Raw genomic sequence first — 21604 nt, 5'->3', positions numbered from 1 at the left:
GACCGAAAATGTCTTTAAGGAGCGTTATTAAGGACAAAACTCACCGTCTATTCACGGAAACTATCCTTATTAAAGGTGAGTTGGTACGGATGTCCAAAAAATCCTACTTTCTTTACAAATTGTTTACCTCAGATTGAAATATTTTTAATTCAAGATAATTAATTCTAAAATTTATTTTTCTAGGCATAAAAAACTAGTAAACAAAAGCAGATGTTAGGAGAGAGTTAGGTGAAAGAAGATTTGATAAATAAACAATCCGGTATGGAAATTGGGATATATACACTAGCAGATTTAGGTCCTGATCCGCATACAGGGAAAACCATTAGTGCACAACAGCGTATCGCAGAAATTATCGAAGCTGGAAAAATGGCTGACGAGGCAGGGTTGGACGTATTCGGTGTTGGTGAACATCACCGTCTGGATTATGCAGTTTCAGCTCCTCCGATTGTGTTGTCTGCACTATCACAAGTCACAAAGCAAATTAAACTGACAAGTGCTACAACGGTATTAAATACCGTTGACCCTGTCCGTTTATTCGAGGACTTTGCGACTCTTGATCTATTATCAAATGGACGGGCTGAAATCATTGCGGGGCGTGGGGCGTTTATTGAATCCTTCCCGTTGTTTGGATATGACGTAAATCAGTATGATGAATTGTTTGAAGAAAATATTGAGCTTTTTCTGAAGCTAAATGCTGATGAGAAGGTAACCTGGAGCGGCCGTTTTCGTTCTAATTTACAGAATGCTGATATTGCACCACGGCCTGCGCAAAAAAATATACCTTTATGGGTTGGTGTTGGGGGAACCCCGGAAAGCGCAGAACGAGCGGGGAGATTAGGTACCGGCTTAGTGCTAGCGATACTTGGAGGCGATCCAAACAGGTTTAAGCCGTTAGTGGATGTTTATCGACAGGCAGCAAGTCAAGCCGGTCATGCTCCTGGAGATTTGAAAGTCGGGGTAACGGGACATTCCTTTATTTCGGAAACAACACAACAGGCTAAAGACGAATTCTACCCATATTATTCAAATTATTGGGGATACCTCAATCGCCAGCATGGAATGAGTACACAGATGTCCAGAGCTGATTTTGAACAGTTCGCAGCACCAGAAACGGCTTTATTTGTTGGAAGTTCACAGCAAGTTATCGAAAAAATTCTCTATCAATACGAGCTATTCGGGCATCAGCGTTTTATTGCCCAAATGGACATAGGCGGTTTGCCGTTTAAAAAAGTAGCCGAAAACATTGAACGATTAGCAACGGAGGTAGCACCTGTCGTACACAGGGAAACGAGCAAGTAAACTTGGAGCATTGCACATCGTCAGAGATTCCTTGAAGAAAAAATTGTAACGTCAGTCCGAAAAAGGCGAACAGTTCTTTGTCACTGTTCGCCATTAAGAGCTTTTCAGAGCAAGCTTTACCGTTCTCTGGTCATGAAAGGCCTTTCTTTTTTACCCAGGGTTCACCCTATAGATTAGAGCTGTCATTTGGCAGCCCTTTTTTTAGGAATACATAGAAACGAACGGACCGTAACAATCTGCAATTAAAAATAGTTGAAAAATTTACAAATCTTTATCTCTCCTCAACAGCCTATTAACCGTAGCTTAATATTTTTGAGTTTTAATAGGGAGGTAATGAAAATAAGGGGAGGAATAAAGATGAAAAAGCGATTGACGGTTGCATTAGCACTCGGATTAATGATTCCTGCAGTAACTCCTGCGGCAGCAGCAGGGAAGGATATTACAATCAATTCTTTCAAGTTTAACTCAATGAAAGCTCCAGCCACCATCGAAGAAATGGTAAAAACATATACAGGTGCGTCAATGGCTGTTACTTATAGTAACGGAGCAACGAAGAATTTCCCGCTTACATATAAACAGTTATTCCTTTCTGACGAAAAAATTGTAACAAATAAAGGGGTAAAGATCCCTGCAGGAACACCTATCGATGCCAAAGGGGATCCGATTATTGATAAGAGCGTTCTAGGACAAGAATCGTACTATATTTCCGATGCTCCTGATTCTAATAGTTTAATGAATGTGGGCGGCAAATTGTTTATGGTATCTCACTTTGAATATGATTCTCTTGATAGTGCAGGAAATTCGGCTTATGGAGTAGTCCCGGCATCTATGACCTTAACAGAATTGAATCAAAATAAAAAGAATGGCGAACTATCGGTTAAAGAAGCAAAAAAGGTTGATTTTTCCCAAGTAAATGGCCTTTGGATTCCATGTAATGGTTCTACATCTCCTTGGGGAACCCATTTAGGTTCAGAAGAATATGAGCCAAATGCACGTCAATTTGAAGCAGAAATAGGTACAGATAAAGATTCAACAAATGTGAAAGGTTTCGCCAAGCTTTACTTTGGGGATGAAACAAAAGGAAATCCATATAATTATGGATGGATTCCTGAAGTGACGGTAAAACCAAATGGTGATACAAGTGTTGTCAAACACTATAGTACTGGCCGTTTTTCCCATGAAATGATGCAAGTAATGCCTGATAATCGGACAGCATTCTTTGGTGATGATGGAAACTACACTGTCACGTTCATGTATGTCGCTGACAAAGAAAAAGACTTATCTGCTGGTACTTTGTATGCTGCTAAGTTCTTACAAACGAGTACAGAAAATGGCGGAGCAGGCGATCTTGAGTGGATTAAGCTTGGCCATACGACTGACGATGAAATTAGGGCTATTATTGACAAAGGTACAAAATTCAGTGATATTTTTGAAACAGCCAGCCAGCCAACAGCAGGCTTTACGGCCATTAAAACTGATTCAAGTGGAGCAAAAGTAGAATATTTAAAAGTAAAACCTGGAATGGAAAAGGCAGCTGCGTTCTTAGAATCCAGGCGTTATGCAGCCATAAAAGGAGCAACTGCTGAATTCCGTAAGATGGAAGGTTTGACGGTAAACGAGAAAGATAAGAAAGTCTATATGGCGATGTCTGAAATCGGAAAAGGTATGCTTGAAGATACCAGGAAGGCTGATCCTGTTGATGATATTCGCTTACCGCAGATTCTTTCAGGCGCAACCTATGAATTGAATCTTACTGGCGGGCAAAAAGATAAGGATGGCAATACCATTAATAGTAATTATGTTGCTTCTGCAATGAAAGCACTTGTTGTGGGTGAAGATTTAGCTGCCCCAGATGCATATGGCAATAAAGCAAATCCGAATAAAGTTTCAAAACCAGACAACTTAAGCTACTCAGAAAAAATGAGAACCTTATTCATCGGTGAAGATGGAGTGGAGCACACAAATAACTTTGTTTGGGCCTATAACATTGATACAAAAGAATTGTCCCGAGTGCTTTCAGTACCAGTTGGAGCAGAAGCTACTGGCTTACGTGTTCTTGATAACTTTAATGGATTCTCTTATATTTTGAGTAACTATCAGCATCCTGGGGATGAACTCGGAAATTTCCAAGGAACGGCAGTTGATAAAAAAGCATTAGAGAAAGCAATGCAAGAGGGCATCGGCATCCTTAAAAAAGGTGGAATTGGTTATATCGCTGGAATGCCGCAAGTTAAACAATCTCCAAGTTGGAAGACATCTCATAAGAATGGTGAATGGATAAAGTAATTTCTATTTATAACTTTAAAGGCGAACAGTGACACTGTTCGCCTTATTTAGTATCCGCAGTAATTGATGAATCAGCAGGTCTCTCGCCATTCTGTAATTGAGCAATTGTTAAGCCAAAATCCATTTGTAAATGTGGATAATCTTTAAATTTAGCCCAATCTCCGCCCCATTCAAATCCAAGAGCTTTTGCCATCTTAACAACCTCGGTCCAATCCGCTTTCCCATTTTTATTTCCATCATATTGCATATCCCAAATCACATTACCTGAAGGAGTCTTTAACGCAAAATCAATGGCAAGCCCGTAATTGTGATACGACTCTCCCCCTTTTGCATTCGTTACAATATTTCCCTCCGCTGAACGGCCCTTTTCATAAAGTAGATCTTGATCTTCCACACTTCTGAAACCATCAGTAATTACGACCACAATTCCTTTATCTGCTGCTTGTTGGGTTAATTGATTGCTGCGTTCTTTCACAATCGGATGGAGTTCAGTTGGGAAAGAATCAGAATGAATTATTTTTGGTTCCGTAGGAGGAGGGGGTTCTTTAAGAAACAGAAAAAAGAATAGGATAAACAGAAAAAGAAGTGTAAAAAATAATTTTCCTATCCGTGTAAGCCTCAAAATTACAAATTCCTTTCATACCTAAAATTTCTTCATTATTTAAAACGAAAAATATATTCTAATTGTTTCATATATTAATATACCTTATTTTGGGTAGTTCATCATGTGAATTACATTAAACCGCTCAATTTATTCTCATAATTTATTTACTTTTATACATTGTTATACGATGTGTATTGTTATACAATGGTACTAGAAATATTTGGAGGTAATCATATGGATAGAGAGTTGCTTAAAGGCAGCATTGAAATTTTATTGCTATCCTTATTAGCAGAAGTGGATTGTTATGGATATGAAATGACGAAGAAATTACGGGTGTTAAGCGATGATGCTTATCATATGAACGAGGGAACGCTGTATCCTGCATTAAAAAGGTTAGAAAATAAAGATTGTGTTTCATCCTATTGGAGTCAAGGAATGGATGGGAACCGCAGGAAATATTACTCTATTACCGAAACGGGCCGCAAGGTTCTGGCAGAGAAGTTGAGTAACTGGAAACAAATCAATCAGTTAATTGACAAGACGTTGGAGGGATTATCGTGAAAAATCTTGACCACTATGTAAAAGAAATCGTCTCAGATTTGCCGATGAAAGATGATGAAAAAGAGGATTTTAAAGAAGAGCTTTATTCTCATCTGAAAGAACATGTTAATGAACTCATGATAAAGGGATACTCAGAGGACGAAGCGATTCATCAGGCAATAGAATCATTCGGTAATGATAGAAAATTGAACTTGGAACTGAAAAAAGCAATGTTTCCGTTATACAAAGTGATCCGATATGGTTGGAATGTTGTCTTTGTTACTGCTTTTTTATGTCTTGTTTCGTATTCAGCAATGGAATATTATCATCCTGAGTTTGATAATACTTTACCTTTGGAAAGTGTGGTTATGGGTTTCTTTATCGTGGCTTTTATTGCGGCGGCTGCCGAGGCGATATATGAAGCAATTAATCAACAATTCAAATCGAAACGGCTTTCCAATCCATGGCTTTTCTTTTTAGTACCATCCCTTGTATTTGGTGGAATACAGTCATTATCACTGTTCGAAAATCCGGAACAATACCAGGATAGTCTCTGGTTGGATCTGTTCGTCATTCCGATTGGAGCATTTGCACACCTAATCTCAAGACAGCTATTCACACGAATTTTTGTTCGAAATAGTCGAGACTTTAAAGAAAACAAGGCTAGCTAAAAAATTTTTCTTGGAACCTAAATAGATTGTGACTGGTGTGTTGTGCAAATAAATAATGCATATACACCTTCCCAATTCTGTCCATAATGAAATATGGAAAGGAAATCATGGTAAGGGCTAAGTTGGTAAATTTTTTATAACAGGTTTGCCTACCTTTGCATGTAAATTACATGGATGTATTTTTGTATAACTAATGGAAAATTTAGATAACTTATGCTAAGATATTCTTAATCTGTTTGAAAGAAAGGATTATGTGACCTGTATGCCAACAACTACTCTGTAATGGAAAACAATTGGATCGCTTCTCATGTTAAAAAACATACCTGTTTTTGACTACGGGAGAAGTCTGTCTATAACCCATTACAGAAGGAATACAGCGAACTGCAGCTTGTTAGTTGATTAACATTGCGTTCAAAGGTTCTCCTGACATAGGGGGGACTTTTTTTGTTTTGTGCGCTCTGCAAGATTTTCAAATAGAAGTTGTATTCCTCGAACAACTAATTCGAGGTGGAATACGATGCAAAAACAAATATTTTCTTTGGTTTTACGTCAAGAACGTGAAGCTGATCAGGTAAAAAAGCAATGCAAGATGTGCGGAAAGGTAACCATTTTTACAGACACAACGATTAAAAGACATAATGCCAACGGGAAATACATTTATCAATTTGCTATATATAAGTGTCCCAAAAACCATACTTGGAACAAAAAACTGGACACATACAAGTCATTTTCTGAACATGTTGATCCAGAAACACTAATTCCAACTGAATTCGATAGCATAAAAGAGAACGAAAAAATCATTTTTACTGAGTTAGCTGATCTAGATGTCATTGAATGTAAGGTAACGGTTGTTGAGGGAAGCTTTCGTCTGGATCAAGCCCTTGCAAGCCAGATAGAAGGTTTAAGCAGGAACGAGATTGTTCAAAAAATTAAAAAAGGGTCAATCTTATTAAACAATGGCTTAGTGAAACCAAGCCAAAAGATATCTCTTCATGACACAATATTGATCCATTTAAAATAGTAAAAACAAAAGCGGTATCTCAAATTAGAGATACCGTTTTTGATTTAATTAGGGTATCCTTCGAAAAGGTCAAAAATGAAGTCGCAGAGAGTTCGGATGGTTAGTCATGAGGGTAATTGAATTTTCATGGAGGACAAAGATCAAGACCTTATTAAGGTAACGTACCCTAAAAGGGAAAAGGTTAATAAACTTTTCTAATACCGGATAAACGGATGGAGAAAGAATTTTGTTGTTCATCTTTCAACGAAAGCATTTGTTCACGTAAGTTAAGGTAATAGACACGTCCTTTTACAGTTTGAGAGATGCCGTTTTTATCATAGTCAATTGTAACAAAGTTTCTTCCAGTCAGTTTTTTTAAAAACATCTATTTCCCTTCTTTCATCAGTAATGGTAATACAATTCCATTTTAAACTGAACATATTAAGAAATGATGAAGAGGATGTTAAGGATAAATGTTAAAATAGTAAACATTTTGGAAATCGTACACTTACATAAGGGTGCCGTGCAAAGACGATCGCACCCTCCGTTTTTTTGTTGGTTGACCAACCAAATTATAATGCACATAATAAAAAAAGTAAATAATTGAAAGTTGTTCCATTTTTACATAAGCCTATCTACATACTTTCTATCTAACACATTTTCTTTCCTTATCCTGTATACCATCACTTGTGATACGGTTCACCGTAACTTATCTAAATGAGGTTCTCTCTATTTGTCCTTTTCTGCAAATCCCTTGCTAATAAATATTTGTACAACAACACTATAACTAGAAATGAGAGGGACAGTTTTGCTGTTCCTCTTTTTTTATATAAGAGATAAAAGCATATTTATGCAAAATAGAGTATGTTATGCAAAATTTCATAAAAACTGTCGTCCTTAAGCAGTTTGAAATGGGCAAGACAGTCGAAATTTTAGGGATTTTTCTCGTTTTTTTATTTGGCACGAAAATTGCGAATGTTTTAAATAATAATATTTTATTTAATATAGGAGGTATCTATTTATGTTTGAATCAAAAAGACTTTTTAATTCTTTAATATTTTTGAAGAATAATGATTATAAATGGAACAGCTTACATTTTGGAAGTACTTCACAGATAGTAGTTACGCATAAGGGGGAGATATAAAGGTGGAGAATGTTACACTTAAGCGTTCACTTGGATTGTGGGCAATCGTTGGACTTGGCTTGGGGTATATGACCCCTACGATTGCATTTGATACGTTTGGCATTGTTTCTAAAGGAACAAATGGGGTTGTTCCGCTAGCCTACCTTACAGCTTTAGTAGTTATGCTGTTTACCGCGATTAGTTATGGAAAAATGGTACAAGTATTCCCATGTGCAGGATCGGCCTATACCTATACGAAGGAGACAATGAATCCTTATTTGGGGTTTTTAGTCGGCTGGGCAGCACTGCTGGATTATATCCTTCTTCCAATGGTGAATGCTTTAATTATACGAATCTACATGGTATCGATGTTTCCAAGTATCCCGGCATGGGTTTGGGTTCTCATTTGGGTGGCAATCTGTACTGGATTAAATGTTTGGAGTATGGGAAAAACCTCAAGCTTGAATTCCATTTTGGTTGTTTTCTCACTTATTTTGATCGTGGTGTTTGTCGTTCTCGCATTTTTTAAATTTTCTCAAGGAATGGGACAAGGAACGATTTTGACAACGGAACCTCTTTTCCATGCAGATGTTCATCTCAGTGCTGTTCTGACCGGAGCAACAGTCGTTTGTTTCTCCTTTATTGGTTTTGATGCCGTAACAATGTACGCTGAGGAAGCAGTCCATCAAAAAATCATGCCGAAAGCAATCATGTTAACGGTCCTCATCGGTGGTGCGATCTTTTTTGTCACCGGTTATTTCGCCCAAGCATTATTTCCAGATGTTTCAAATTTCAAAAATACAGACGATACATTACCTGAAATTGCATTGTATGTTGGCGGCACTCTTTTCAAACTTTTCCTTGTTGCTGGTGCTTTTGCTGCAACTGCGGCCTCAGGTCTTGCTTCCCATGCAAGTGTAGCGAGACTTTTATATGTGATAGGGCGAAACGGTTTCCTTCCGAAAAAGCTATTTGGCTATGTCCATCCTAAATATCGGACACCTGCCTTTAATGTTGTCCTTGTAGGGGTTATTTCCATGTTAGCCATCTCCCCAAGCCTGGAGTTAGTTTCTTCGGTGATCAACTTTGGAGCGTTGGTTGCATTTACATTCGTTAATTTATCAGTCATTGCCCATTTCGTAATCAAACAACAGAGATATAAAAGAGCAAGGGACATTTTCTCCTATTTGATTATGCCGTTAATCGGGGCAGGTTTAACAGGTATTTTATGGTCAAACCTTCATGCCGATGCACTGATTGCAGGAATAGTCTGGTCACTGATCGGAATCCTATATCTACTCTATCAAACAAAAATTCGTAAAAACAATATTGCTGTATTAGACTTTGAAGAAGCAGGTTAATTAAGACTCTTGGCACTGGAGCTGGTCACTTTATACGTCTGCTCTAAAATGAGAAAAGCCTATCCCCTGATTAGAGGATAGGCTAAAGATATTTTAAAAAGATTTCTATTTCAACATAGTTGTAAAAAGGTACCAACGGGGTTTCTCCAACCCAAAATGCTAAAAACTACATAATTACAAAACTAAAAAATGCCTCTACTTTGATCCCATTCTAATAACCCTTCGAAATAATCAGGACCAAAAGTTTGTACTGCAATAATTCTTGGTCATTATGGTTATATTTCATAGAACGAATATTAGCCCCATTCAACAATTGTTTCTAAACAGTATGAAAAAAGAATTATTGTATTTCTATATCACTATGGCGTAGGTTTTAAAATCACTGATTTTTATTAGCAGCGATACGTATTGAGTAATCTAACGCTTAAAAAACACCCCTCTAAACTTAAAAACGAAGTTTGGAGGGGTGTTTAGATTTTTATCTTTGCAATCGGTTGGGAATCCCGCGCCATTACGGTGTAATAGTGGGAGCCTTACCTTTTTCCCTGACTATTATCTCAAGTTTTTCACTTAAAAAAGTTGCACCCAGAACTAGAGCTCCGCCAATCATTTGAATCAAGGTCATGCTCTCGCTTAAGAAAATCGCTGCGATGATGACTGCGGAAATCGGGTCGATATAGCTTAGAACGGCAATTGTTTGCCCTTTTAGTTTTTGAAGCGAAGTAAAATATAAAAAATAGGCTAAACCCGTATGTACAATACCAAGTATTAGTATAAAAATAATAGAAGTTGAGTTTAAACCAGCAAAGTCAAGATTACCTTGCCACCATACATAGGGAAACAAGACCAATGAAGCTGTCATTAATTGTACTAACGTGATTTCAAATCCAGATAAATTTTTAATAAATTTGTTCATTAAGACCACACCTGCATAGAATCCAGCGGCTAAAAGTCCATAGAAAATACCTAGTCCGTGATCTTGTGAGCTGTTTGTACCGCCAGTACCAGGATTAACGATTAAAAATAGACCGATCATTGCCGTGAAGATACAAACAACTTTCACACTCGTTAGTTTTTCTTTAAGAACGAATGGTGCTAACATCATCACAAATATCGGCGCAAAGTAATAGCTAATGGTGGCGTTAGATATCGTCGTATACCGATAGGACTCAAAGAGAAAGATCCAATTAAAGCCAACCGCTGCCCCCGATAAAAGAAGTAGAATTGCATTTTCTTTTAATGCTTTAAATGATGGCTTATGTTTGACTAGGAAACTAGCAAGAAGCAGGAATACACTTCCAATGACCCCCCTTAAAAACGCAATTTCACTTGAACTCAGTTCAATCTTTTTTACAAAAACCCCGATGCTCCCAAAAATGAGCATTGCCATGATGAGTCGCATTTTCCCTTTCAAGTTGATCCCCCCTTGTTATTCTTAATCCAATCACAAAATGAGTAATTTCTCAACTGCTTTTTACTGGCGGGGTGACCGCCTTGAGCTTTTGTTTTTTCGGTAAATGAATGGCTCTTCCATTTACCAAGGAGCGTTTCTAAAAAAGCTTCTAAAGAAGAAATTGATTATGAAAAACTGAACCATTGCATATGAAATAGATAAATAATGAGTAATCATATGGTAAAATGAGGTAAAAAAGTGAAGATGTAGAAGATTATCCATTGATAAAAGGGGGAGTTTGAATGATTGCTACAATGATTACTACGGGGCTCTTATTAATTGGGGTAACTGCAGGAGTTACTACGATAATAAAAAATACTCGACCAAAATTAGCGAAGGAAAACATCCCGGAACGGTTGGGCGTCCTCGATCATGTTCCAATCCAGCCTTTGCTTGATAAATTAAACTCAGCCTTAGATGATGATTATGTCCAACAAGTTAAGCAGCGTTTTCTTCAGGAGAATCCGAAAAGGACCGAAGATGATTTTGAGTGGCGGCTATTTGAGTTAAAGCGCTATTTCTTGTTATCGAATATCTTAAAGAAGACCCCGATGTTTAGTGAAGAAGTGGATGAAATCTGGCATGATATGCTCCTCTTTACGCAAAAATACCAAGCGTTTTCAAAAAAATTTTTAGGGGAAATGCTGCATCATACGCCAAACACGAACCCTGAGCCAGCTCCACAGGAACGTGCATTTTTCGATTGGGTCTTTTCACAGCTGTTTCAAATTACCCAATATAGCTGGAAATCATGGGGAAGCTTTTTCAAGTCCCCGGTTGATCATCAAGTATTAAAGGAATTTAAAGGCGATAGAAAAGAATTTTTGATTGAGAAATATTTTATGGTAAATGAAGATAACAAGGTAACGATTGAATATTTAGTGGCTCAAATGAAACAGCAGTTAGGTGAAATTGAAGAAATGTATCGAGTGGATAAGAAGGGAAAGTTCACGAAGAAGAGAACATTTGGAGAAATGTCTGAGTTGTCACTTGTTATGGTCTTTTTCTCCTACTATTATTTTGATGAGTATTGGAACTACGCGAAAGCATATGCATTTGCCAATACCGCTAATTACACGAGCGGCTGTACGGCTGCTGTTTTTTGCGGCTCGGCATCTTCGGATGGTTCAGGCGATTGTGGAGGCGGGGATAGCGGCGGCTCCAGCTGTTCTAGCTGTTCAAGCTGCGGCGGCGGTTGTTCCTCTTAAACTATGAAAGAATTAAGGATTGTGGAATGTCCTTCATACGGATAATGAAAGACGTTTTTGATAGAAAATTGAAGAGATTGGGCCTTCATAATGGAAATGAAGACCAGAACAAATAGAAAGCCGGTGAGATTTGGCCTTCATAATGGAAATGAAGACCAAAACTAATAGAAAGCCGGAGAGATTTGGCCTTCTTAATGGGGATGAAGACCAAAATTAATAGAAAGTCAGTGAGATTTGGTCTTAATAATGGGAATGAAGACCAAAACTAAAAGAAAGCCGGAGAGATTTAGCCTTCATAATGGGAATGAAGGCCAAAATTAATAGAAAGTCAGTGAGATTTGGTCTTTATAATGGGAATGAAGACCAAAACCAATAAAAAGTCAGGGCGGTTCGTCCTTTATAAGTTGTAAAAGGCGCTTATCCTTCCTTCAAACTCCAGTTGAATGTAATATTTTTAAAATGGTATTATCGTTAAGTTACTAAAGATTAAATACTTTATCCTTAAAGCAGGTGTCAGCGTTGGAGAAACCACTCGATACTAACAACGATAGTTTTAAAAAATATAGTGCAGACTGTGAAAATTGCTTTGGATTGTGCTGTGTTGGATTGCCTTATGCAAAATCGGCTGATTTCCCGATTGATAAAGACGGAGGGACTCCTTGTTCCAACTTGCAATCAGATTATCGGTGTGGGATTCATAACAATCTCAGACAAAAAGGGTATCGCGGCTGTGCTGTATATGAATGCTTTGGTGCAGGTCAAAAAGTATCTCAAGTCACCTATGATGGAAACGATTGGCGGGATCACCCAGAGTTAGCTAAGGAAATGTTTAAGGTGTTTCCGATTATGCAGCAGCTTCATGAAATGCTTTATTACTTAAATGAAGCACTAAGTTTAGAAGAAACGCAGCCTATTTATCAAGATTTGCAGGCTGCTTTAGAAGAAACGGAGCATCTGACTCGTTTAAGTCCCCACGCTATTATGAAGCTTAATGTCCCAGCTCATAGAGCAATTATTAATGATTTACTTTTACGGACAAGTGAACTAGTTCGTGCGAAAGTTCCACCTAACAAAAATAAAAAAATAAGCAGGGGAATTGACCTATTAGGTGCAAATTTAAGAGGAGCTAACCTTAAAGGGGCTAACTTGAGAGGAGCTTTGCTTATAGCAGCTGACCTCAGAGAAGCTGACATGAGGGTGACAGATCTTATCGGTGCAGATTTTAGAGATGCTGATTTACGTGGTGCTAATCTAACAGGAAGTATTTTTCTCACTCAAGCACAAATTAACTCGGCCAAGGGCGATATAACTACTAAACTGCCACCTTCTTTAACCATTCCTGATCATTGGCGCAGTGTGGATGAATAATGGATGTTTATCAATAGAAATAAGGTTGGCTGGATTTCACCAAAGAGAACTTTACCTCTATTAAGCTTTATTCAATCATAGTTCATAAAAATGAAATGACTTCAAGTTGTATGTTAAGATTACTAATTAAAAGGAGGAGTAAATAATGCCTACAAGTTTAAAAGACACGACTATATTGCATAATGGTGTGAAAATGCCATGGCTGGGATTAGGGGTTTTTAAAGTAACTGAGGTTGAAGAGGTTATCCAGTCCGTAAAAGCAGCTATAAGGAACGGATACATAAGTATTGATACAGCCGCTATTTATGGGAATGAAGAAGGTGTTGGCCAAGCCATTAAAGAATCCGGCGTTCCCCGTGAGGAATTATTTATTACTTCAAAAGTTTGGAATTCTGATCAAGGCTATGAAACCACTTTAAAAGCTTTCGAAACCAGCCTTAACAAGCTTGGACTTGATTACTTAGATCTTTATTTAATTCATTGGCCTGGTAAAGATAAATATAAAGAAACGTGGAAGGCTTTAGAAAAGCTTTACAAAGATGGCCGCGTGCGCGCCATTGGCGTAAGTAACTTCCAGATTCATCATTTAGAGGATTTAATCAGTTCCGCGGAGATTAAACCGATGGTAAACCAGGTTGAATATCATCCACATTTAACGCAAAAAGAGCTTCAGGCATTTTGTAAAAAAGAAGGAATTCAACTAGAAGCATGGTCTCCTTTAAAGCAGGGGCAGTTGCTAAACGAGCAGATTCTTGTAGATATCGCTCATAAATATAATAAATCCGTTGCACAAGTCATCTTGCGCTGGGATCTTCAACACGGTGTCGTTACGATTCCTAAATCGATCAAAGAACATCGTATTATTGAAAACGCAGATGTTTTTGATTTTGAATTAACTTCAGAAGATATGGAAAAAATCGATGCCTTAAATCAAGATAGCCGCGCTGGATCACATCCCGACACAATGACCGTAGGGTTTTAAGTTAAGATTGAATCTCTCGGGCAGATGATGGTCCTTGGCTTGAAAACTATTTAAAATTTTTCAATTAAATTGGTTAACTATCTTTAGAACCTTGCTGTGATTTTTGGTAAGGTTCAATTTTTTTAACAAGTATGATTGTTTTATAAATATTTTTCGCGACTATCAAAATTTTATTTTTAAAAAAATGGAAATTGTATGCATTTTGTATTAGGGGGAAATATGGTTATGTTAATAAACCCCTATTTCAACTTTTAATAAAGAAATAAAAAAAAGGAAATAACTTAACGACAATGAATATAAAATTAACTGGATTGAGTTTTTATTTTTTTTGTATTTTTCCTTTGAAACTTATGTCATTTAGGAATCAATTGGTAGCATAAAAATGCTAGTGAAAATGGAGAGGATGGACAATGACACACCCTATATTAGAAATGTACAGGTACCATGTTTGGGCAAATGGAGTTATCATTGATCGTTTAAGAGAACTTCCGCAGGAGATTTATCATAAGGACATTCAGAGTGGGTTTTCTTCAGTATCAAAAGTGTTGTCTCACATTTATCTGACTGATTACTCATGGTTTGAAATTATCTCAGGCAAGAGTATGAATGTAGCAATGGCGTCAGCGGATGGATTAAGAGAATATGTGGAAACCAAAAGTATTGAAGAAATGAAGAAATTATTTATAGATATATCTGAACAGTACAAGGCATTTCTGAACGATCAAGAAGATATAGAAAAGTTATTGGTTGTAGATAACCCGTATGCTGGGTTGCTCGAAACTTCCATTTCCGAGACGATCCTACACATTGTCACTCACGGATCCTATCACCGTGGTAATATTGCAACCATGTTGCGGCATATGGGGCACACCTCTGTAATGCAAGATTTTGGACTTTATTTATATGCAAAATAGAACAAAGTAATCCAACTCACCAATCTCAAAGCATAATTGTCGATATGAATATCAGTTGCAATGTTTAGATTTTAAAAGGCAACAGTTTTAATCTTTAATTCACTTGCTGGAATTAAATCTAAGTCGCGGTCACCTACTACCAAATCAATGGTGAGTTGGTAGTAGGTGTTCATATGAAGAATTATGAGGTTTTCGGGTGAATCCTTGTTCCTTTACCGAACATTTTCTTCAAAGTATTTTGCTAATTGAAATTTCTTAAGGATGGAATTTGCATTAGAACGGATAGATCTGGTAAGTAAGAACACCAACAATGATTCCTGTTATTATTCCGAAAAACACTTCTGTTGGTTGATGTCCTAGTAGTTCTTTTAGCTTTTTTCTGGACTCTGTCTTCTTTAAATTTGGATCTTTTAAGGTTTCGATAAGACGATTCCAATCAGCTAACAATGTATTTAAAACTTCAGCATGGTAGCCTGCATGCCTTCGGACCCCAGTTGCATCATGCATAACAATTAGCGAAAAGATCACACAAATGGCAAACTCATTTGATTGGAGTCCTGATGTTAACCCAATGGCTGTAGTCAAAGAAATAATAGTTGCTGTATGAGAACTAGGCATGCCGCCCGTACTAAACATCAGATTCCATTTTATTTCTCCTGACGTTATATAATGAATGGGGATTTTTACAAATTGGGCAATCAACATTCCTAAAAGGGCTGCTAAAATTGGATAGGATAAAAACATCAATGTCCTCCTAATTATTGTTTGTCTTTAGAATATGACATAAACCCCAAAATAATGAAAAATTTTAGTCCGGATGAGGAAAAGTCTATGAATAGGAGAATTTAGGGAGTAAAACTGTCCTCATGAGGTGTTTGACAGAAACAAGATTGAAAAAACAAAAACTGTCTTCATAGAGTGTTCATGAGGACAGTTTTTTTGCGAAAAAAGAGTCTTTAAAGTTATCGTAATGGAAAAATGCACCCTGTAAACTCACAATTATGGCCGGAAAAATTGCAATACTGTTCCTTTTCCTTCTGCTGCCTCAACCTCTGCATATGCACCATTAATGAAGGTAATTTGCGGTGGAACGTGACCGCAATCAATATCATAAATAATCGGGATGTTGAGTTCATCAGCAAGGTCTTGATAAACATCCTCGACCGTATAGTTTTCGACTGGTGTATTCGCTGGGCTTCGACCAAACATCAGACCTGAGCAATGGTCAAACCAGCCGGCTAGCTTCATTTGCACCAATGACCTTCGTAAATCCGTGGTGGTCAGTTCACAGTTCTCCAAATACCAAATTAAAGGTTCTCCATTAATATGTTGTTTTCTAAAGTTTTGAACATCACCAAACGGCGTGCCAATTATATGTCTGATAATGTCAATACATCCGCCGAGTAAACGACCTTGTATCTTCACATTACGGTTTGATACCGTTTTCCATAAGGTTGTTTCAGTTAAATGAAAAACACAAGGTGAAGGATTATCATGCTGCCATGCTTTCTGATAGTGTTCAGAGGATCGTTGAAGGATCGATTCACCGGTCTTCGTCGATAATACCGGCTGCCACATGGCTGTTGTTTCGTCTGAAAATTCTCCTCGTAAATCAATTAAGTTAGTCCCGTGAGCGGTAGCGATTCCTGTTTTCAATGTAATGGCTAAGAGCAAGCCGCTAATATCGGAGTAGCCTAATATCCACTTGTTTCTAATATTTTCATAGTCAATATGTTCAAGTATCTCGATCAATAACTCACCGCCCCATGGGGGAATGATGATGTCGATTTTACTGTCAGCCATCAGCGCATTAAATTCTGCTGCCCGCTTTATCGCAGGTGCCGATTTTGCCTTGTTTTGCGTCCAAACAGTCTCGCCACAGTTAATTTGAAAACCGCTCAGTTCCAAACGGTTACATGCAAGGGTAACCAGGTCATGTAATTCAGCAGATACCCCTGATGAAGGTGCTGTTACACCTATTGTCGCTCCCTTTTTTAATTGCGGATATGTAATCATAGAAATCCACCCTCACTTTTAGATGATTTTACCAAAAAGGATTTAGATAAACCACATTTATTTGTGTGGGAATAAGCACTTTGCCTTCATAATAAAAAAAGAGTTAGAAATATTTTGATAATAACACTTAAAATCTGTTAAAATGAGAACAGGTGTTTCGAATGGGAGTGAGGGGTGTCAACATGCAACTCTATTTTTACAATGAAGGATTCAGAAATGCGATAGAACAATATTTATTAACGGAAGAACAACTTCGTTTTACTGGTACACCAGTTGACAGTATAAAACTATCAATTGAAGATTCGGATCGACATCCAATCTTAGCTATGGAGGAAGATACGCTGGTAACCTTTTTCGTTCTCCATAATAATGAAGGAGTAAAGCCATATTCAGATAATCAACATGCCATTTTGCTAAGGGCCTTTTCAACAGATTCTCGATACCAAGGTAAAGGATGCGCTTATTCTGCACTAAAGACATTGCCTGATTTTGTGAGAGAGCATTTTAGTGATACGAATGAAATTGTTTTGGCTGTTAATCTTCAAAATGAAGCGGCACAACGCTTATATAAAAAATGTGGATATATTGATGAAGGTCAACGAAGAATGGGGACAAAAGGTGAGCTGATCATCATGAGTTACCATTTATAGCAAACCGTAAAAATGATAGCTAGAAGCATAAAAGTTGAGAAGAAATCAATGAATCATTTGTATTTTTATGAAAAATAAGAGATCCCATGCTTAATTCCAGAGTTTGTAGAAACCCCTCCGATTCAAATAATCAAAGGGGCTTCGTTTTTTTTAAGAACCTTGCTACTATCGTTGGCAAGGTTCATTTTCCTTTACTTGTCCACATAATGAAGGCTAAGAAGCTGACGAGTTTTTCAAGCTAACTTGAAAAACCATTTGCATTTTAATGCATATACATATCGCGATATCAAACCAGGCAAAAATCAAATACTTCAATACAAGTACTGGCTCCGCCTACGCCAAATACCATGATAGCCACGCTTGCTATCCCCGCTACAATTACTATAACTCCCTATTATTAATAAAATATGAATTAGGTATTACTTATTCATTAATATTTAAAGAACTATTTTTTTGCTTTCGAACTTATAACCTTTTCGGCCTCCTTGAACTTCGGCCAATCTTAGTTGTGTTCCACTCGATCATCACTAGCATATTGTTTTGGTATATGACCAAATGGGTTATGAAGAAGAAACAAGTTACGGTATAAATGTCACAAGGCCCCTTAGTTCCCACGATCAAAGGGCTTTGTTTCGTTAAGTTGTGCAGGCTATCCTTTTCCATTCGAATGTTTAAGGTATAATGGTGATAAAATATCTAGTATCCATCTAGAATTGCTATTGATCACCAAATTTTTCAAGCGAATGTTGTAAAGGTTGTAAAATAGGCTGTAAGTGTTTGAAAATATGTAGTAATTACCCGGAAATATGTAGTAAGCAGCAAAAAATAAGTAGTAAATATTTAGCAGAAACAGGATTTTATTTATTAAAGTTCATTTAATCAAAAGGAGAGAACCATCATGAGTACAAATGAATTAAAAGAAACACCTCATATCAAACCGAATGGTGTAGAAATTGCTGAAACGATTCTTTTACCAGGGGATCCATTACGGGCAAAATTTATCGCAGATACTTATTTGGAAGATTTGGTCCAATTTAATGATGTTCGTAATATGTATGGATATACAGGTACATACAAAGGAAAAAGAATTTCCGTTATGGGAACGGGGATGGGCACACCGAGTATGAGTCTCTATTCATGGGAACTCATTCATGTATTTGGTGTGAAAAATTTAATTAGGATTGGATCATGCGGAGCCATACAAGATCAATTGAACTTGTATGATATCGTTTTTGCCATGGGGGCATCAACTGATTCCAACTATGTACAGCAATACAACCTTCCAGGACAGTATTCAATTATTTCTTCTTTTTCACTATTAGAGAAAGCTAAGAAGGTGGCGGATGAGAAAGGACTTCCTGTTCACGTAGGTAATGTTCTTTCAAGTGATTTCTTTTATAATGCCGATCAAACAGCATTGGAGAGATGGAGTAAGATGGGCATTTTATGTGCTGAAATGGAAACGGCCGGACTTTATATGAATGCTGCCCACGCTGGAGTGAATGCATTGACCATATTAACTGTTAGTGACCATATTTTTAGACAAGAAAAAACAACAACTGAAGAAAGACAAACTGCATTTACGAATATGATGGAAATTGCTTTGGAGCTTGCATAAGAAGTTCACAGTATTTACTGGGGAATCATAGCAACTGCCGCATTGACTAGATTTCAGCTTAAAGTTTAGTTGTATATTAGGGATTAGTTGGACGAAAGTGATTTCATAAAAAACTAATATGTTGTTATTTAATGAGAACGCTGAGACGAAAAGTCTAGTGTTCTTTTTTTGCATTTGGTCAGAATCATAAACGGCGAAGCGGTGGAAATCCAACCTGTTTCTCCGCACCCTTCACCAAAATCTGCTAAGTAAAGCAGGAAAAAAAGGATTAAAAGAGTTTTTTTAAATAAAATAGTTTCAAACTCGAGCTGGACATTTGTTGTCATGTGTATAATTGAGACTAGGATATTTTTTTAGGAGTGAGGATTAATGAATGATCATGTGCTTGATTACGTTAATAAAAGGATAGAGGAGCTCACTATATGCAAGACAGATACTTTTAACTCTTTAAAAAGTGTAACAAAGACCACAGCAGAACTATTTGTGGAAGAGGAAAAGGGGATTTTAGAGAAAAAAATGAACTATTATCTTGCTGCGGGTGCATTGGCAGAGATGGAAGAACTAAAGAGAGTGTTAAATCGTTAAAATGAAAAACAACTCGCTCTGGTTGTCGGTCGGTTTATCACAGATTCTTTTTGTTGTTTTATTGCCGGTATGGCTGCGGCTGTTATCCTATCTTCATCCTGTTGTATTGGTCGTTGTTTGGATGTGTCTAACAATATTTGTGTTTTTCTTGGTCTACTATGTACGCAAAGAAACTATACATATCTCTAAAAATATTATCAAAAGTGTCATGAGTATATATAGCTTAGGATTGTTGGTCTTACTATTTTTTCGTCCTGCAAACCAAGAGTACAGTCAAGTTAACTATGTACCATTTAAAACCATCGTTGGCTTCCTTTCGGGAAATGGGAATTTTCTTATCGCTTTCTATAATATAACCGCAAACGTATTGCTCTTCGTTCCGTATGGTATGGTGACCTTTATGTTATCTAAAAACCCATCGAGACGTCAGTTATTTTTAATACCCGCCGGTGTCATTCTGTTTATTGAAACTATACAGCACCTTACTAAACGCGGAAGTATGGATATCGATGATTTTATCTTAAATCTTCTTGGGGTTTGGATTGGGTATGCTTTGTATCCAGTGATGCAAAAAGTGGTAAAAGTTAAGGGTTCTTGATTTTGAATTTTTCCTGTACCTAGGAGGAAATTTCTTATGAAAAAACAAGTATTGTTGTTGCTAATCGTTTGTATTTTATTAGCGGGTTGTAGTGGTAAGGAAGATGCAGTAAAAGGGGAGATCGATTTAAAGGGGATTATTACTGAAATCGATCAAGCGGGAAATCGAATTTTAATGGAGGATAAAGACAAAGGGCTTATTTGGGTTAGTTTACCTGAAAGTGGAGATATAAATGATTATGCAGCAGGGAAGGAAATTGTTGTCTGGGTAGATGGTGAAATAAAAGAATCGTGGCCTGCTAAAGCGAAAGCGCTGAATATTGAACAGACAGAAAAATAAAGGTCAATGAAGGGGAAAATTAGGATGAAATCTGCATTAATACTTGGAGGAACACAGTTTGTTGGAAAAAGGTTAGTCCAATTACTGTTGGCTGAAGGTGTTGAAGTAACGATTGCGACGAGGGGAAAGACTCCTGATTCCTTCGGTGATCAAGTTTCAAGAGTAAAAATAAGTCGAGAAGATGCTGAGTCTCAACAGCAAGCATTTCAAGATAAGCAATGGGATGTGGTCTTTGATCAAACCTGCTATTCTTCGCAAGAAGCCCTTGACACCCTAAAGGCATTAGAAGGAAAAATCCAGAAATATGTATTTACCTCCAGTCAGGCTGTATATGATTTTGGCACGAATCATCGGGAGGAAAATTTTAATGCACTCGAATTTCAACCAACGATAAAAAACAGGAGCGAGTACATCGGCTATGTAGGATACCAGGAAGCAAAGCGTGCTGCGGAAGCAATTCTTTTTCATAAGTCAACCGTGCCCGTTGTCGCCATCCGCTTTCCAATTATTATCGGGGAAGATGATTTTACCAACCGTTTAAAATTCCATGTTGATCATGTGAATAACGGGAAAGCGATGTTCATTGACAATCCCGATTTACGATATAGCTTTATCGATTCAGAGGATGCTGCAAAGTTTTTATTAAGTATTGCCAATTCTGATTATCAAGGAGCAATTAATCCTGGCTCAAGCATCGATATTAGTTTAAGAGAATTAGTAGCGTTGATCGAGGAACTTATTAAGAAAAGAGCAAATTTACAATCAGATGGAGATCCATCACCATACAATTTACCGGGTTCATGGTCAGTTGATACTAGTCGTGCGATTTCATTAGGGTACAAGTTTACCCCATTAAATCAACTATTACACGAATTAATCCATTACTACAATGAATTCCATCATTAGCTAGACAATCAGGTACGGTACTGTTGTCAGTGAAAAGCGATGCTTGGATAAAGCATCGCTTTGGTTTAGCATTCCTGTAGATC

21 protein-coding genes are annotated in these 21604 nt (G+C 37.3%); 16 read left to right on the top strand and 5 right to left on the bottom strand.

Features of this window, described 5'->3' with window-relative positions; all coding sequences use genetic code 11:
- Positions 1–261 precede the first annotated feature (261 nt).
- Positions 262–1299 (top strand): LLM class flavin-dependent oxidoreductase, encoded by a 1038-nt coding sequence (locus V7150_RS03400; protein WP_335513632.1) that lies wholly within the window; start codon positions 262–264, stop codon positions 1297–1299.
- Between the two features lie 357 nt (positions 1300–1656).
- Positions 1657–3585, top strand: a complete 1929-nt coding sequence (locus V7150_RS03395; RefSeq protein ID WP_335513594.1) for a PhoX family protein — start codon at positions 1657–1659, stop codon at positions 3583–3585.
- 43 nt (positions 3586–3628) lie between these two features.
- On the opposite strand, the gene V7150_RS03390 is transcribed toward V7150_RS03395, so the two are convergent.
- On the bottom strand, positions 3629–4207 hold the full coding sequence (locus tag V7150_RS03390) for a M15 family metallopeptidase (RefSeq protein ID WP_420490247.1): 579 nt from the start codon (positions 4205–4207) through the stop codon (positions 3629–3631).
- A gap of 216 nt (positions 4208–4423) precedes the next feature.
- Between V7150_RS03390 and V7150_RS03385 the strand changes: the two genes are divergently transcribed.
- The 3 genes from V7150_RS03385 to V7150_RS03375 all read left to right on the top strand — a co-directional run bounded on the left by V7150_RS03385 (position 4424) and on the right by V7150_RS03375 (position 6421).
- The gene (locus V7150_RS03385; RefSeq protein WP_335513592.1) at positions 4424–4750 is read left to right on the top strand and encodes a PadR family transcriptional regulator; all 327 of its coding nucleotides are present in this window, start codon (positions 4424–4426) and stop codon (positions 4748–4750) included.
- Positions 4747–5400 carry a permease prefix domain 1-containing protein gene (locus V7150_RS03380; protein ID WP_335513590.1) on the top strand — a complete coding sequence of 218 codons (654 nt, stop codon included), beginning with the start codon at positions 4747–4749 and terminating at the stop codon, positions 5398–5400. The genes V7150_RS03385 and V7150_RS03380 overlap by 4 nt, the downstream gene beginning before the upstream one ends.
- 517 nt (positions 5401–5917) lie before the next feature.
- On the top strand, positions 5918–6421 hold the full coding sequence (locus V7150_RS03375; protein ID WP_335513588.1) for a S4 domain-containing protein: 504 nt from the start codon (positions 5918–5920) through the stop codon (positions 6419–6421).
- Positions 6422–6602: 181 nt separating this feature from the next.
- Here the strand turns inward: V7150_RS03375 and V7150_RS03370 are convergent, their stop codons facing one another.
- Positions 6603–6785, bottom strand: coding sequence for a hypothetical protein (locus V7150_RS03370; protein ID WP_335513586.1), 183 nt, complete (start codon positions 6783–6785; stop codon positions 6603–6605).
- A gap of 761 nt (positions 6786–7546) precedes the next feature.
- On the opposite strand from V7150_RS03370, the gene V7150_RS03365 reads away from it, so the two are divergent.
- The gene (locus V7150_RS03365; protein ID WP_335513584.1) at positions 7547–8884 is read left to right on the top strand and encodes an APC family permease; all 1338 of its coding nucleotides are present in this window, start codon (positions 7547–7549) and stop codon (positions 8882–8884) included.
- A gap of 511 nt (positions 8885–9395) precedes the next feature.
- Here V7150_RS03365 and V7150_RS03360 read toward each other — a convergent pair.
- Positions 9396–10298: a DMT family transporter gene (locus V7150_RS03360; RefSeq protein WP_335513582.1), complete on the bottom strand. Its 903-nt coding sequence runs from the start codon at positions 10296–10298 to the stop codon at positions 9396–9398.
- Positions 10299–10579: 281 nt separating this feature from the next.
- On the opposite strand from V7150_RS03360, the gene V7150_RS03355 reads away from it, so the two are divergent.
- From V7150_RS03355 to V7150_RS03340, 4 genes are all read left to right on the top strand, one after another.
- Positions 10580–11545 (top strand): hypothetical protein, encoded by a 966-nt coding sequence (locus V7150_RS03355; RefSeq protein WP_335513580.1) that lies wholly within the window; start codon positions 10580–10582, stop codon positions 11543–11545.
- Between the two features lie 519 nt (positions 11546–12064).
- Positions 12065–12913 carry a pentapeptide repeat-containing protein gene (locus V7150_RS03350; RefSeq protein ID WP_335513578.1) on the top strand — a complete coding sequence of 283 codons (849 nt, stop codon included), beginning with the start codon at positions 12065–12067 and terminating at the stop codon, positions 12911–12913.
- Positions 12914–13058: 145 nt separating this feature from the next.
- Positions 13059–13895 carry an aldo/keto reductase gene (locus tag V7150_RS03345; protein WP_335513576.1) on the top strand — a complete coding sequence of 279 codons (837 nt, stop codon included), beginning with the start codon at positions 13059–13061 and terminating at the stop codon, positions 13893–13895.
- A gap of 410 nt (positions 13896–14305) precedes the next feature.
- On the top strand, positions 14306–14809 hold the full coding sequence (locus V7150_RS03340) for a DinB family protein (protein ID WP_335513574.1): 504 nt from the start codon (positions 14306–14308) through the stop codon (positions 14807–14809).
- Positions 14810–15082: 273 nt separating this feature from the next.
- On the opposite strand, the gene V7150_RS03335 is transcribed toward V7150_RS03340, so the two are convergent.
- Together V7150_RS03335 and V7150_RS03330 are read right to left on the bottom strand one after the other, a co-directional pair.
- Positions 15083–15553, bottom strand: a complete 471-nt coding sequence (locus tag V7150_RS03335) for a divergent PAP2 family protein (RefSeq protein WP_335513572.1) — start codon at positions 15551–15553, stop codon at positions 15083–15085.
- 255 nt (positions 15554–15808) lie between these two features.
- Complete coding sequence (locus V7150_RS03330) at positions 15809–16825, bottom strand: S66 family peptidase (RefSeq protein WP_335513570.1); 1017 nt, start codon at positions 16823–16825, stop codon at positions 15809–15811.
- A 182-nt stretch (positions 16826–17007) separates the two neighbouring features.
- Here V7150_RS03330 and V7150_RS03325 point away from each other — a divergent pair, with 182 nt between their 5' ends.
- From V7150_RS03325 to V7150_RS03300, 6 genes are all read left to right on the top strand, one after another.
- Positions 17008–17475, top strand: a complete 468-nt coding sequence (locus tag V7150_RS03325) for a GNAT family N-acetyltransferase (protein ID WP_335513569.1) — start codon at positions 17008–17010, stop codon at positions 17473–17475.
- 898 nt (positions 17476–18373) lie between these two features.
- Positions 18374–19093, top strand: a complete 720-nt coding sequence (deoD, locus tag V7150_RS03320; protein WP_335513568.1) for a purine-nucleoside phosphorylase — start codon at positions 18374–18376, stop codon at positions 19091–19093.
- A 369-nt stretch (positions 19094–19462) separates the two neighbouring features.
- Positions 19463–19678: a hypothetical protein gene (locus V7150_RS03315; RefSeq protein ID WP_335513567.1), complete on the top strand. Its 216-nt coding sequence runs from the start codon at positions 19463–19465 to the stop codon at positions 19676–19678.
- A gap of 1 nt (position 19679) precedes the next feature.
- Positions 19680–20276, top strand: a complete 597-nt coding sequence (locus tag V7150_RS03310) for a VanZ family protein (RefSeq protein ID WP_335513565.1) — start codon at positions 19680–19682, stop codon at positions 20274–20276.
- Positions 20277–20312: 36 nt separating this feature from the next.
- Positions 20313–20615 carry a DUF3221 domain-containing protein gene (locus tag V7150_RS03305; protein ID WP_335513563.1) on the top strand — a complete coding sequence of 101 codons (303 nt, stop codon included), beginning with the start codon at positions 20313–20315 and terminating at the stop codon, positions 20613–20615.
- Positions 20616–20639: 24 nt separating this feature from the next.
- A complete protein-coding gene (locus V7150_RS03300) occupies positions 20640–21521 on the top strand; it encodes an NAD-dependent epimerase/dehydratase family protein (protein ID WP_335513561.1) in 882 nt (293 codons plus the stop codon).
- Positions 21522–21604: the final 83 nt, after the last annotated feature.

It is taken from the genome of Neobacillus drentensis, from assembly GCF_036965245.1.
GTDB classification, from domain to species: Bacteria; Bacillota; Bacilli; order Bacillales; family Cytobacillaceae; genus Neobacillus; species Neobacillus drentensis_G.
The sequence above is the reverse complement of the archived record's forward strand: the minus strand, read 5'-3'. Positions and strand labels throughout refer to the sequence as shown.